We start from the raw sequence: 13,576 nt of genomic DNA, 5'->3' as shown, positions 1-13,576 counted from the left end.
TTCGCTAACCCACCCGACGAAGTGGCGCCCTCACGCGACTGCGCTTTCCGGCACGTTCGCCGCTTCCATCGGCGTCTTGCCCCGGATCAGATCGGACGCGCGGTCGGCGATCATCATCGTGGAGGCGTTCAGATTCGCCGAGATCATCCTTGGCATCACCGAGGCGTCGACGACGCGCAGGCCCTGGAGGCCGTGGACGCGGAGCTGGTCGTCGACCACGGCCCAGGTCGACTCCGCCGGGCCCATGCGGCAGCTGCAGCCGGGGTGGAAGGTGGTGGTGCCGCGCTCGGTGGCTGCGGCGAGGAATTCGTCATCCGTGTTGATGTTCGGCCCAGGGAAATCCTCGTAGGCGTAGTAGGGCGACAGCGGCCCCGACTTCAAAAGCCTGCGCGCGAGCTTCATGCCGCCGACGATGACGCGGCGGTCGAGTTCGGCGTCGAGATAATTGGTCTGGATGATCGGCGGCGCAAAGGGATCATTGGAGCGGATGCGCACATAGCCGCGGCTTTCGGGCCGCTGTTGCCAGGAGGCGACCGTCATGCCGGGCTCGTCCTCGAGCTGGCCCTGCACGCCCTCTTTGTAGCTCGCCGGCGTGAAGGTGAGCTGGAGGTCCGAGCGATCCGGGCTCTCACCCGAATACCAGAAGCAATAGACCATGGTCGGCGACAGCGACAGCAAGCCGCGCCGCGCCGTCGCCCATTTCAGCGCTTCGACCCAGAGATGCCAGCCGCGGCGAAGCTCGTTGATGGTCTTGATGTCCTTGACCCGCGCCACCGTGCGCGGCGCGTAATGGTCCTGCAAGCCTTCGCCAACCGGGAGCGCGTGGCGTACCGCGATGCCGTGCGATTGCAAGAGATCGGGCGAGCCGATGCCGGAGAGCTGAAGCAGTTGTGGCGAATTATATGCGCCGCCGGCAAGGATCACTTCCTTATTGGCGCGCACTTCGATCTGCGTGCCGCCGCGGCCGCCCTTCATGTAGCGCACGCCAACCGCGCGCTTGCCCTCGAAGACGATCTCGGTCGCGTGCGCATGGGTGTGCACATGCATGTTCGGCCGCTTCATCGCAGGCCTTAGGAACGCGGTTGCGCCGGAGACGCGCAGGCCGTTTTCGATGGTGCGCTGGCAGTAGGACACGCCTTCCTGCGTCCTGCCGTTGTAGTCGGGGTTGCGGGGAATGCCGAGCGACACCGCGCCTTCCATGAAGGCCTCGCAGAGCGGATCGCGCCACTCCATGGTGGTGACGGTGAGGCTGCCGTCGCGGCCGCGATAGAGCGACTCCCCTTCGCCGACACGCTTCTCCAGCCGCTTGAAGTAAGGCAGCACGTCGGCATAGCTCCAGCCGCGATTGCCCATCTGCGCCCAGGTGTCGAAGTCGAGATTCTGGCCGCGATTGTAGATGTGGCCGTTGATTGAGGACGAGCCGCCGAGCGTCTTACCGCGCGGCGCATAGATGCTGCGGCCGCCGGTCCAGGGCCCCGGCTCCTGCTGGTAGGCCCAGTTGATGCTCTTCATATGGAAGGTCTTGATGAAGCCTGCCGGAAGATGGATGTAGGGATGCCAGTCGCTCGGGCCCGCCTCGAGCACGCACACAGTGGTGTTCGGATCCTCGCTCAGGCGGTTGGTGAGCACGCAACCGGCCGAGCCGGCGCCGACGATCACATAGTCGAATCTGTCCATCTTGCCTCGAACCGCCTCAGCGCGGCTTGTCGTTGAGTTGATATGTCAAATGCGACTTCACCGTCGGCCATTCGGCGGCGGTGATGCTGTAGACCACGGTGTCGCGCAGCGTGCCGTTCGGCGCCACCTGGTGACTGCGCAATATCCCGTCCTGCTTGGCCCCTAAGCGCTCGATCGCGCGCCGGCTCTGGTGATTGAAGAAATGCGTGCGGAACTCGACCGCGATGCAGTTGAGCTGCTCGAAGGCATGGGTGAGCAGCAGCAGCTTGCACTGCGTGTTGAGGGGCCCGCGCTGCGCGCTCTTGGCGTACCAGGTCGAGCCGATCTCAACGCGGCGGTTGGCGGCATCGATGTTCATGTAGGTGGTTTGGCCGACGATCTTGCCCTCGGCGTCGAACACCGTGAAGGGCAGCATGGAGCCTGCGGCCTGCAAGCCCAGGCGGCGGTGGATCTCCTTGGCCATATTCTCGGGCGCGGGGATCGCGGTGTACCAGAGCTTCTGGAGCTCGCCGTCCTTCACGGCCTCCGCGAGCGCGTCGCAATGCTGCTGCGACAGCGGCTCGAGCCGCGCATGCTCGCCGCGAAGGGTGACGGGATCAGGCCAAGGCATTCTGTCGTTCCTCATGATAGTCATTCCGGGGCGGCTCGAAGAGCCGAACTGTGGTGCGCACTTGCGCACCTGAGAATCTCGAGATCCCGGGTTCTATGCTCCGCATAGCCCCGGGATGACAATCGCGTTTTACGCGATTGTCACTTATTCAAAAAATTCAACGGCAAACCGCTGCGCGGCCAGTCCATGGCGATCAGCTCACCCTTGCCGGACAGCGTGATATAGGCGGTCTTGAGCTCAGGGCCGCCAAAGGCGATGTTGGTGGTGACGCGGTCGCCGGTCGGGACCTGCTCGACCAGCTTGCCGTCCGGCGCGATCACCGAGATGCAGCCCGAGACGAGGGTCGCGACGCAGACATTGCCGTTGGCCTCGACCGCAAGCGAATCGAACATCTGGTAGCCGCCGAGCCCCGCAATCGGCTTGCCGCGCTCGCCGCGATAGATCACTTCGCGCGGCTTCAGCGTGCCGGGCGCAGAGAGCTCATAAGCCCACAGCCGCGCGGTCGGCGTCTCCGCGATGTAGACGGTGTTTTCGTCTGGCGACAGGCCGATGCCGTTCGCCGGCAGCACACCGTGCACGACCTCGACGATCTCGCTCATCCCGGGCTTGAGATAGTACATTCCGCCGACATCCATATCGCGCGCACGACGCTTTCCGAGGTCGGAGAACCACAGGCCGCCATGCCGGTCGAAGACGAGATCGTTGGGACCGCGCAAATCATGCTCGCCGCATTTGGTCACGACGGTCTCGACCTTGCCCGATTGCAGATCCACACGCTGGATCGAACCGCCCAGATAATCGTCGGGCTGTGCCCCCGGCATGATCATCTTGCCGGCCGGGATCCAGGAGAAGCCGCCATTGTTGCAGATGTAGATCTTGCCGTCGGGACCGAGCGCCGCGCCGTTCGGCCCACCCGGGACTTTCGCGACGATCTCTTTCCGTCCGTCGGGATAAACGCGCGTCAAGCGTTGGCCACGGATCTCCACCAGCACGACCGAGCCGTCCGGCATCACCACCGGCCCTTCCGGAAATTCGAGATCGGTGGCGAGGACGCGAACGTCGGACATTTTGGCCTCCCGGCGGCTTGTTATGGCTTGCGCGGGAGACGTCGGCCCCGCACGCAAGATTTGCACGCGGTTATGGCAAAGTCGCTCCCGCTTGCCAAGCAAGCGGCCGGGTATGCCAGCGTTGCGCGCTAAAGCGCGATAAGATCGGTCATCGCACCTTAGATTGTTGTTTGAGCATGATCTTCTTCGGAAAACCGCTGCGCACTTTGCGCTAGCGGCCCTTCGGGCCCGGATCATGCTACTCCTTCACCGGCACCCAGATCTCGAAGCCGCCATGGCCGGTCTTGGGATCGAACTTTTCGTCATAGCGCTCGAAGTTCGGCGCGTCAGCGGCCTTCAGGCTTGATGCCGGCAGCCACTGATTCCAGATCGTATTGACGGTACGGCGGATCGAGGCGACGTGCTCGGCGTGGGTGAACACCGCATAGCGCTGCTCGGGGATGCGAATGCGACCGAAGCGCCGCGGCAGGTCGGAGAAATCGGAGACCTCCACGCCGGCGATGTAGTCGAAATTGCCGGCATCATCGCCGTTGTAGCAGACGCCATACGCGACGTTTCCGATGCGCGCGGGAATATCCGCAACCTCCTGGTGGAAGCGGTGCCAGAGGCCCGGAATGGCGGCTCCGTTGTCGCAGGAGATGCGCTCGGCGATGCCTGCGACGAGGAACGCTTTTGCGGTTTCGAAACGGGGTGGTGCAAGATTGTCGAGCATGGTGGAATCCATGAGGATCGGCTCCTGAAGCTTGAGGTGTTTGACGCACGTCGCCGCTCTGACCGCTTCGGGCGTCACGCCGAAATGATCGCGGAACGCGCGTGTGAATGCTTCGTGGGATCCGTAGTCCGCATCCAGCGCCAGCAACAAGATGTCCGGCGCACCACGCGCCAGGTCGCGCGCGGCCTCGGTGAGCCGCCGCGCCCGCACGTAGCGCATCACCGGAAGGCCGGTCGCTGCCGCAAACGCGCGCACCATATGGAAGCGCGACACGCCGCCGATCTCGGCGATCTCGTCGAGCGTGAGCGGCTCGGCAAGATGGCTTTCGATGTACCAGAGTGCGCGCTGGGCTGGGTTCATGAACTAGAGGTCCTCATTCGAAGCGTGGCGATGGTGCACGAATGGCAGACGCCACGCTTGATCAGGATTGCTATCGCCCACATGCGGTTTCGTAAGGTGGGCAAAGCGACTTGCCCGCCGTAGCTCGAAGAGCGAAGGCGGAAGCGTGCCCACCACTTTCGTCGCAATCGTGGAAGGATGGTGGGCACGGCGCAGGCGCGCCTTTGCCCACCCTACTTTTCTTTCGCGGGCGTAGCATCTTTCACGGCCTGCGCGTCCTGCTTCTTCTTCAGATCTTCCGCCATCTTCGTCTGCGCGGCCTGAAGATCGCCGAGCGCCTTCTGCAAACCCGCCACCGTCGCTTTCAACGCGTCGATCTGGCGATTGGCGGCGTCGATCTTTTGCTGATGATCGAGGGTGAGCTTGGTTATCGTCTTCTGGAGAAAGTCGACATTGCTTTGCAGGCAGCTCGTCCGCCGCTCCCACGTCTTCTCGACCGTGCAGATCTCGATGCCGGGAACATCCTGCGCGTGGATGTGTTCCGTTGACATCATCACAAGCAGCAAAATCACGACACATAGCGAAACATTCCGGCCCGGCATGCAGGTTCCTCACGAGAACATCGATCACGGCAAATTGCGCAGACGGTACGCAGGCACGCAACGATACCATACTGGCACCGCATTCTCGCGTTGAGCTTGGGCGGTTCCTCGATATGGAGGAATAACGACGGACGCGAAGAGTGGGGCGGATCTGTTCGCGTTCTTTTTGAGGGGAGATTATTTAGAATGGCAACGCGCGAAAGACGTCTGGCCGAATTCAATGGCGAGGGAGAACCACCGTCGGGGATGCCGGTCGAAGTGCTTTGCGAAGATCATAGTGGAACCTACCAGCTGCCCTTCGCCTGCCGCTACGTCGGCGGGCGCTGGCAAAACCACGAAGCGGGCATCGCCGTCGAGGCGACCGTGATCGGTTGGCGCCTGCCGCGAGTGAAACAGACGGGTGCCGTGTAGGAAGCAGGCTGACTGACTGTCTCGAAATGCGACGGAGCCTGGCCGGATTTTAAGGTTCGGAACGCTGACCGAACGAATCGCGTCCGAATCAGCCGCCGGGCTCCGTTGTCGACCTGTTCACCCCTAGATGTCGATGCTGCGCCGCATCGACGTACCAGATCAAGGAAAGCCGCGCGCGGGCAAAGCCCCGCGGCCGGCGGCAAAGGTTAATCGCGCCGCACAAACGGGCAGCCCCCCGAAAGACCGCCTAATATTCGACCTCGAGCTCCTCGATCTCCGCCGGCTCCGCCTTGGCGGCCGCAATCCATTCCTGCATCTCGTCCATGCCCATGATGATGTCGGCATAGGCCTTGAGGCGCGGCTCGAGCTTGACGTCATAGGTTACAAAGCGCGTCACGACGGGCGCGTACATCGCATCCGCCATGGTGCGCTTCTCGCCGAACAGGAACGGACCGCCGGACTTCTCCAGGCAGTCGCGCCAGATCGCCCAGACGCGGTCGATGTCGGCCTGCGCCCGGGACCAGATCTTGAAGCCGGGGAAATGGCCCTTGAGGTTCACGGGCAGCGAGGCGCGCAGTGTGGTGAAGCCGGAATGAATTTCACCGCAGATCGAGCGGCAATGGGCGCGCTGGATGCGGTCGGCCGGCAACAGCCCGGCGTCCGGCATGACCTCGTTGAGATACTCCCCGATCGCCAGCGTGTCCCAGATGGTGGCGCCCTCGTGCCGCAGGCAGGGCACAAGGATCGAGGAGGACAAGAGCAGGATCTCGGCGCGCGCGGATGGGTCGTCCGGCGCTGTGACGATCTCCTCGAAATCGAGCTTTGAGAATTTCGTCAAAAGCCAGCCACGCAGCGACCAGGACGAGTAGTTCTTGCTGCTGATGGTCAGTGTCGCCTTCGCCATATGGCCTTCCCTCGCGCCTGAATTCCTGACGCCGCCATCCCGTTCTGCGCGGTGCCCACAGTTTGTGCTTCCCCGTATTCCACAGCAAGCGACATGCCAGTTTTCAGAGCTAATTGACTCGAATCTGGCGTCGATATTGCATGATGGCTTGGGGTCAGGGTGGGCGTTTCAGTATGATGTCGATGTATTATCAGGCCTTTCAGAACCACATGGATCTGATGGAGCCATGGCGGGCCGGGGCTTCGTCTGCCCTGAAATATCTCAACCTGGTGCCGCAGGGGATGTCGGGTGCCGTGGTCGGCCGCCTGTCGGCCGCGCTGGAGCTGATCTCGCGCTCCACCATCACCTACGACCGCCCGGCCTATAGCATCGACAGCGTGCTGGTGGGAAATCGCGAGGTCGGCATCCGGGAGGAGATCGCCTACGCCACGCCCTTCGGCTCGCTGCTGCATTTCAAAAAGGACGATGGCCCCGAGCAGCCGCGCATGCTGCTGGTGGCGCCGATGTCCGGCCATTTCTCAACTCTCCTGCGCGGCACGGTGAAGACGCTGCTCCAGGACCACGACGTCTACATCACTGACTGGCACAATCCGCGCGACATCCCGCGCAGCGAGGGCCGCTTTGGCCTCGACGACTACACCGAGCACCTCATCGACTTCCTCGCTCAGCTCGGCCCGCGTCCGCACATGGTCGCGATCTGCCAGCCCTCGGTTTCCGCCCTCGCGGCCGCAGCGATCATGTGCGAGGACAATCATCCGTCGCGGCCAGCGACGCTGACGCTGATGGCCGGCCCGATCGACACGCGCGTGCAGCCGACCAAGGTCAACGAGTTCGCCAAGAGCAAGCCGATCACCTGGTTCGAGCGCAATCTGATCAACTACGTGCCGGTGCAGTGCCGCGGCGCGTTTCGCAAAGTCTATCCGGGCTTCGTGCAGCTCACGGCCTTCGTCTCGATGAATCTCGAGCGCCACATCAAGCAGCATCTCGACCTCGCCAATCACATCGCCAAGGGCGAGAGGGAAAAGGCGGCGACCATCAAGACCTTCTACGATGAATATTTCGCGGTGATGGATCTGCCCGCAGAGTTCTACATCGAGACCGTGCGCGACGTCTTCCAGGAGCATCTTTTGCCGCTCGGCAAGATGACGTATCGCGGGCGGGCGGTAAACCCGAAGGCGGTCGGCCGCATGGGCCTGATGACGGTCGAGGGCGAAAAGGACGACATCTGCTCGATCGGCCAGACGCTCGCAGCGCAGGATCTCTGCACCGGCGTGCGCGCCTACCGCCGCGTGCATCACATGCAGGCCGGCGTCGGCCACTACGGTGTGTTCTCGGGCAAGCGCTGGAATAGCGAGATCTATCCGCTGCTGCGCGATTTCGTGCACGTCAACTCCTGAACCGGCTGCGCTCCTTTCCGACCCGGACGGCGTGAAACGCAGTCCGGACGGTGCGTCGACCGTGCTGCCCCCCGGATTACGTAGCGGTGCATCTGCGCTACAATCCCGACGGGAATGTTCCTTTCTGGGGAAAGTCCACCGCTTGGAGTCTGTCGCTCAGTTCGCTCCGCGAGCACGTCAGGAGAACGGCCGGCGTCCGTCCGCTTTTGCGGCGGAAGTCTTGGGTATGAAAGCATGAGACTCAGAGGGCTTCTGACACTCGCGATGGCTGCGCAGGCCGCCGTGACCGCCGCGACCTTGCTTGTGTCCGACGTCGTGACAGGCGGCGCCGCCAATCCGGCGCGGTTCGGCATGGCGCAACTGCTCGCTCTGCTGGCAAGCGGTCTTGTTGTCCCGCTGCTCGCGCTCGGCTGCGCGCGCGTGATCGAGCGATCGCAGATCAAGCGCACCGCGGCGCTGGATGCGGATCAGGCGAAGACACGGCGGGCGCTTGCGGACAGCGCGCGGCAAACGCAGGCCGTGATCCGGACCGCGCTCGACGCCTTCGTGCAGACCGATGAAGACGGTGTCGTCGTCGCCTGGAGCCCTCAGGCCGAGGCGCTGTCCGGATGGACGCGAACCGAGGCGGTCGGCGCCGACGTCGTCGAGCTGGTGGTGCCGGGGCCGCTCCGCGCCGCCTTCCGGCAGCGCATGAAACGGCGCTTGAGCGAATTGTCGGAAACACCGATCGGCATGCGTTTCGAAGCGGTCATGGTCCACAAGGGCGGCGACGAGATCCTGATCGAGGCGTCGAGCACGGGCTTGCGTCTTGGCGACCGCACCATCGTCAATACCTTTGCTAGGAACGTCACCCAAAGGCGCATCGCCGAGGAGCAACTCATCCAGGCCCAGAAGATGGAGGCCGTCGGCCAGCTCACCGGCGGCATCGCGCACGAGTTCAACAACATGCTCACCGTCATCACGGGGACGATCGAGATCCTCGCCGACGCCGTGAAGGACAGCCCGCACCTTTCGACCATCACCAAGCTGATCAGCGAGGCTGCCGACCGTGGCGCGGCGCTGACCTCGAGCCTGCTCTCCTTCGCACGGAAGCAGGCGCTGCAACCAACCGAGATCGACGTCAACGACCTGCTCGAAGAGGCCACGCGACTCTTGCGGGCGACGTTCGACAAGCAGATCGAGATCACCATCAGGCTCGATCGCGAGGTCTGGCCTGCGCTGGTCGACCGCGGACAGCTCAGCTCGGCGCTGCTCAACCTCGCGATCAATGCCCGCGACGCGATGCCTGCGGGCGGCAAACTTATGCTGAGAACGCGCAACGTCGTGCTCGGCGTGCGCGAAGCCGTGGCCGTCGGCGTCGGCTATGCCGGCGACTACGTCGAGATCGAGGTCACTGATACCGGCACCGGCATTCCGCAGTCCATCGTCGACCGGATCTTCGATCCGTTCTTCTCGACCAAGGAGGTCGGCAAGGGAACGGGGCTCGGGCTCAGCATGGTGTTCGGCTTCGCCAAGCAGTCCGGCGGCAGCATCAAGGTCGCTTCCGAGGAAGGCCGCGGCACCACGTTCAAAATCTACCTCCCCAAGGCCGACACGCGCGCGCTGCGCCCGGCGGGCGAGGACGCGCGCAAGGTGCCGGGCGGTCACGAGACCATCCTCTGCGTCGAGGACGACCGCGACGTCCGCAACTACGTCACGGTCCAGCTCGAGAACCTGGGCTACAAAGTCGTTGCTGCCGCCAATGCGGCCGAGGCGCTCGCGATCGCAGCCAAAGGCGCGCAATTCGACCTGCTGTTCACCGATATCGTGATGGCCGGCGGCATGAATGGACAGCAGCTCGCCGAACAGATGGTAGCCTCACGGCCGTCCCTGCGCGTTCTCTTCACCTCAGGCTACGCACACGACTCGCTCTCTGCGCAGGGACGTGCGGGTCAAGGCGCGCCGCTTCTGACAAAACCCTACCGCAAGGCAGAGCTAGCGCGCATGCTGCGCCGCTGCCTCGACACGGCCGTGGATTCCGTTGGCGATCCGATCCCCACGCCCTACTCCGTCGAGGCCGAGCGCGATGGTTTCCTGCGCAAGCAGGCATCCGATGACCGCACGCGGGACTGAGACATGGATCGACAGACCAAGGCCACGCTGTGGATCGCCTTCATCGTGATCGCGTCGTATTTCGTGTGGTTCTATCTCGACTGCGCAATGGATGAGGCCTGCCGTTTCGTCTGCGAAGGCAACGGCCGCCGCGGTTGTCACACGCAGTGGACGTCGGATACGGCTAAACCTTAGCGGAGCGCCGTTCCGGTCATGGCATCACAGCGACGCGCTGCTGCAATCCTGCTCGGCCGACAGCTCGTCGGCATTGGGGTCACCCGGTGCGGTCGCCCAGGCGAGCTCGACCAGCGTCACAATTCTCCGCCCGGTGCCATCGAGCTGGCAGACGATGAGGCCCTGCTCCTCGATATAGGTGAGAAGGCGCTGCGCACGGCGCAGCGAGTGGGAGCCATAGGCGCGTGCGATCGCGGCATCGCCCGGGCATGGCCAGCCCTCCTTGGCCGCGCGGGCGATCATCATGAAGACGCCCTGCATGTCCTCCGGCAGGATCGAGGCACGCAACGAAACGTCCTGCCAGGCGTCGTCCTGCGCGATATCGGTCGCGAGGCCGGCGCGGGCGCGCGTCAGCATGCGGCGAAATTCGCTGAGGTCCGGCGCGGCCGAACCGAGACCTTCGATGCGGCAGCGGACCACAAACTCCTGATAGAGCACGCCGATTGCGCGGAAGCCGGCATCGGGCTCGGCCAGGATGGCGCGCAGGATGCGGTCCAGGCGCTCCCGCCGCTCCGCCAGCTCCTCAGCGCTCGGCTGCTGCTCCACCGGTTCAGAGCGGATCTCCGGCGTCGCCGCTTTTGCCGCCATAAGTTGGCCGAGCAGGTCAGGCGCCGGCCGGCGCTGTGGCCTGGTCGCCTCTGGCGGCGGGGCGGCGAGGATGATGGCGCGGACGTCCTCCAATGTCGCTTCCGGCAGCGGCAGGAGCCGCGGGGTCGCGTTGCGCGGTTTCGTCTCGGTCGCACCGATGCGCAGGCCGAGCGGACGGCGGGAGAGCGCAGGGCCGAGCGCCATGAACTGTCCGCGCTCCAGGTCGCGGAACGCATCGGCCTGTCGCCGCTCCATCCCCAACAGATCGGCGGCACGCGCCATGTCGATGTCGAGGAAGGTACGGCCCATGAGGAAATTGGAGGCTTCGGCCGCGACATTCTTGGCGAGCTTTGCCAGCCGCTGGGTTGCGATCACCCCGGCGAGCCCGCGCTTGCGGCCGCGGCACATCAGGTTGGTCATGGCGCCGAGCGAGAGCTTTCGCGCCTCGTCCGACACCTCACCCGCGACCGCCGGCGCGAAGAGCTGCGCCTCATCCACCACCACAAGCATCGGGTACCAGTGATCGCGCTCGGTCTCGAACAACCCGCCGAGGAAGGCGGCCGCACGGCGCATCTGATTCTCCGCGTCCAGCCCCTCGAGATTGAGCACCGTGGAGACACGATGGATGCGCGCGCGCTCGCCCGCGACCTGGAGGCCCCGCTCGGTGTGATCCTCGGCCTCGATCACGAGGTGGCCGAACTGCTCCGCCAGCGTGACGAAGTCGCCTTCGGGATCGAGAATCGCCTGCTGCACCCAGGGCGCGCTCTGCTCCAGGAGCCGGCGCAGGAGATGCGACTTGCCCGAGCCGGAATTTCCCTGCACGAGAAGGCGAGTCGCCAGCAGTTCCTCAAGGTCCAGAGTCGCCGGGGCGCCTGCCGCCGTGTGCCCCATCTCGATCGCAACGGTCATATCTCGACTCAAGCCCTTCCTTCGCGGACGAGGGGCTTATCAAGCTGTTGGCAAGGCGTCGAGCGGCGCATGGACGATCACGCCGTATTCCACATGGCCTTGCGAGCGCGATCAGCGCAGATGTAACGTCTTCACGGCAGAAGATGCGGAATCCCGGTGCTCGGCAAAACGGAAACCGCGACCGCTCTTACAGGTGTACTGAATGGCAATCGAACGAGACTTGGGCAGGCCGATCCATGAATCCCGCTGGCCCCTGCCGATAAAGCAATCCCGTTCCGGTCGCTATGTGGATTTGGAGCCGTTGCTGGAGGAACATTCAACCGACCTCTGGCCTTTCGCTAGCGCCGCGCCGGAGAGCTTCACTTACCTGCGCTACGGTCCCTTTGCCCATATTGATGAACTTCAACGGAGTCTCACCGATCTCTCCAACCGTCCCGACCAACCGTTCTGGGTTGTCATTCCGAAAGGGCAGAAGCCACAGGGCTGGCTTTCGTTATGTGACGTCTACCACGAGGACGGCAGTATCGAGATTGGCAGTATTTGGTTCGCGCCACCCCTCCAGGGAACGCGGGCCGCACGAGAAGCAATCTTCTTGCTGATGTGCCACGCGATGGATGATCTTGGTTATGAGCGCTTGGTTTGGCGTTGTCAGGCACAGAACGCAAAGTCCTTCAAGGCCGCCAACAATTTTGGATTTACCTATGAGGGAACATGGCGACGAGCGGCGGTTGTAGATGGCTGGCAGCGTGACGTGGCATGGTTCTCCATGCTGAAGGACGAGTGGCCTCAACGCAAAGCAGCGTTGGAGCGATGGCTATCCCATGTAAATTTCGACGAAGCCGGTCGTCAGATCAAAACATTGGAAATGCAGGCCGGTTAGGTCCAGGCCAATCACTGACAAGCAGCCTGAGGAATGGCAGAGCGTCAGCTCAACCGCCGCCTCAGCGTTGCCGAGGGCGTCTCGCCGAATTTTTCTCGGTACGCGCCTGCCGTACGGCTCAAATGCGTGAAGCCGAGATCGAAGGCGGCGTCTGTGATCGAGCAGTCCGGTGCGCCCTGCGAGAGGCGCGCGTGGAGCGCGCCAAGTCGCATGTCGAGCAGCATCTCGGAGATCGACAGGCCGAAATGCCGGCGGAAGCCGAGCTGAAGCGCGCGGATGCCGATGCCGGAGGCGCAGGCGAGCTCCGTGAGGTCGAGCGGCTCGGTCGCCTTGGCCGCGAGGCAATCGCGCGCGAGGCGGAGCGCGCGCGGCAGTCGTTCGGCCTGCCCTGAGAAGGTGCGGATCGCATCGGACAGGCCGTGTTGCAGGCCATTGAGGAGCATATCGAGCAGCGTCTCGCGCCAATCGGCGATGGCGATCGCGGACAGGCGGCCGGCTGGCCCCAGGCGCTCGGCCAGCGTCATCAGTTCGTCGAGCCGGGCCCCGAGGCTACGCGCTGCCTCGGCATTGAGATCAATCGCCGGATCGAACTCCACCGTGCCGATAGCACGCCCCGACAGCGCGGCGGCACGCTGCTCGACCAAACGGCGGTCGAGCAACAGGATGAGTTGGGCGCAATTCTCCCACACCATCCGGGTCGGCATCGTCGGCGACAGCAGCGAGCCGGCCGATGCAGGCGAGGTTTCGAGATCGCATGCACCGGCGCGGATCCGCGACGATCCGTGAAGCGGAATCTGCACCAGGAAGAAGCGCTCGAGGCAGCCGGGATCGATCGTGACCGAGCCGCCATAGGCGACGTAGTTGATCGAAAAGCCGTCAAATGCCGCGCAATTGTGTCGGGCGTAGAAGCCGGGCGCCGTTCCCTGAAGCGGCTGCAATTGATGCGGACAGAAGATGCGTCCGATCTGGTCGGCCGCCTCATCGACCTCAGTGGTCGCAACGCGGGCGAAAGCCGTGAGCCTTTCAGCTCCGGACCGGAACGCGCCCATTCCCAGCTCGGCTGCGGACATCGTCGACCACGCTTGGCGTCACGAATTATTTTAAGCCTATAATAGTTCCGCCGTCCCGAAAAGAGCCGGGTCGAAAAAACGTCGT

Annotated in this window: 13 protein-coding genes; 5 read left to right on the top strand and 8 right to left on the bottom strand. The window is 63.9% G+C overall.

Annotated elements, in window-relative coordinates; genetic code table 11:
- Positions 1-30: 30 nt before the first annotated feature.
- From SO140_RS22685 to SO140_RS22665, 5 genes are all read right to left on the bottom strand, one after another.
- A complete protein-coding gene (locus SO140_RS22685; RefSeq protein WP_474801287.1) occupies positions 31-1,677 on the bottom strand; it encodes a GMC family oxidoreductase in 1,647 nt (548 codons plus the stop codon).
- Positions 1,678-1,693: 16 nt separating this feature from the next.
- Complete coding sequence (locus tag SO140_RS22680; RefSeq protein ID WP_449383104.1) at positions 1,694-2,287, bottom strand: GNAT family N-acetyltransferase; 594 nt, start codon at positions 2,285-2,287, stop codon at positions 1,694-1,696.
- Positions 2,288-2,427: 140 nt separating this feature from the next.
- A complete protein-coding gene (locus SO140_RS22675) occupies positions 2,428-3,354 on the bottom strand; it encodes an SMP-30/gluconolactonase/LRE family protein (protein ID WP_449383105.1) in 927 nt (308 codons plus the stop codon).
- Positions 3,355-3,592: 238 nt separating this feature from the next.
- Complete coding sequence (locus SO140_RS22670) at positions 3,593-4,426, bottom strand: AraC family transcriptional regulator (RefSeq protein WP_449383106.1); 834 nt, start codon at positions 4,424-4,426, stop codon at positions 3,593-3,595.
- 212 nt (positions 4,427-4,638) lie between these two features.
- Positions 4,639-4,959: a hypothetical protein gene (locus tag SO140_RS22665; RefSeq protein WP_449383107.1), complete on the bottom strand. Its 321-nt coding sequence runs from the start codon at positions 4,957-4,959 to the stop codon at positions 4,639-4,641.
- A gap of 234 nt (positions 4,960-5,193) precedes the next feature.
- Here SO140_RS22665 and SO140_RS22660 point away from each other — a divergent pair, with 234 nt between their 5' ends.
- Positions 5,194-5,418 (top strand): hypothetical protein, encoded by a 225-nt coding sequence (locus SO140_RS22660; RefSeq protein WP_449383108.1) that lies wholly within the window; start codon positions 5,194-5,196, stop codon positions 5,416-5,418.
- 247 nt (positions 5,419-5,665) lie between these two features.
- On the opposite strand, the gene SO140_RS22655 is transcribed toward SO140_RS22660, so the two are convergent.
- Positions 5,666-6,322 carry a glutathione S-transferase family protein gene (locus SO140_RS22655; RefSeq protein WP_449383109.1) on the bottom strand — a complete coding sequence of 219 codons (657 nt, stop codon included), beginning with the start codon at positions 6,320-6,322 and terminating at the stop codon, positions 5,666-5,668.
- A gap of 173 nt (positions 6,323-6,495) precedes the next feature.
- Between SO140_RS22655 and SO140_RS22650 the strand changes: the two genes are divergently transcribed.
- The 3 genes from SO140_RS22650 to SO140_RS22640 all read left to right on the top strand — a co-directional run bounded on the left by SO140_RS22650 (position 6,496) and on the right by SO140_RS22640 (position 10,005).
- The gene (locus SO140_RS22650) at positions 6,496-7,719 is read left to right on the top strand and encodes a polyhydroxyalkanoate depolymerase (protein WP_449383110.1); all 1,224 of its coding nucleotides are present in this window, start codon (positions 6,496-6,498) and stop codon (positions 7,717-7,719) included.
- 234 nt (positions 7,720-7,953) lie between these two features.
- Complete coding sequence (locus SO140_RS22645; protein WP_449383111.1) at positions 7,954-9,831, top strand: ATP-binding protein; 1,878 nt, start codon at positions 7,954-7,956, stop codon at positions 9,829-9,831.
- Positions 9,832-9,834: 3 nt separating this feature from the next.
- Positions 9,835-10,005, top strand: coding sequence for a hypothetical protein (locus SO140_RS22640; protein ID WP_449383112.1), 171 nt, complete (start codon positions 9,835-9,837; stop codon positions 10,003-10,005).
- A gap of 24 nt (positions 10,006-10,029) precedes the next feature.
- Here SO140_RS22640 and SO140_RS22635 read toward each other — a convergent pair whose 3' ends face one another.
- Positions 10,030-11,541, bottom strand: coding sequence for a helicase HerA domain-containing protein (locus SO140_RS22635; protein WP_449383113.1), 1,512 nt, complete (start codon positions 11,539-11,541; stop codon positions 10,030-10,032).
- A gap of 202 nt (positions 11,542-11,743) precedes the next feature.
- Here SO140_RS22635 and SO140_RS22630 point away from each other — a divergent pair, with 202 nt between their 5' ends.
- Positions 11,744-12,421: a GNAT family N-acetyltransferase gene (locus SO140_RS22630; RefSeq protein ID WP_474801293.1), complete on the top strand. Its 678-nt coding sequence runs from the start codon at positions 11,744-11,746 to the stop codon at positions 12,419-12,421.
- 44 nt (positions 12,422-12,465) lie between these two features.
- Here the strand turns inward: SO140_RS22630 and SO140_RS22625 are convergent, their stop codons facing one another.
- Positions 12,466-13,491: an AraC family transcriptional regulator gene (locus SO140_RS22625; protein ID WP_449383115.1), complete on the bottom strand. Its 1,026-nt coding sequence runs from the start codon at positions 13,489-13,491 to the stop codon at positions 12,466-12,468.
- Positions 13,492-13,576 lie beyond the last annotated feature (85 nt).

Source organism: Bradyrhizobium sp. UFLA05-108, assembly GCF_059803455.1.
This window is presented reverse-complemented; position numbering and strand designations above follow the sequence as displayed.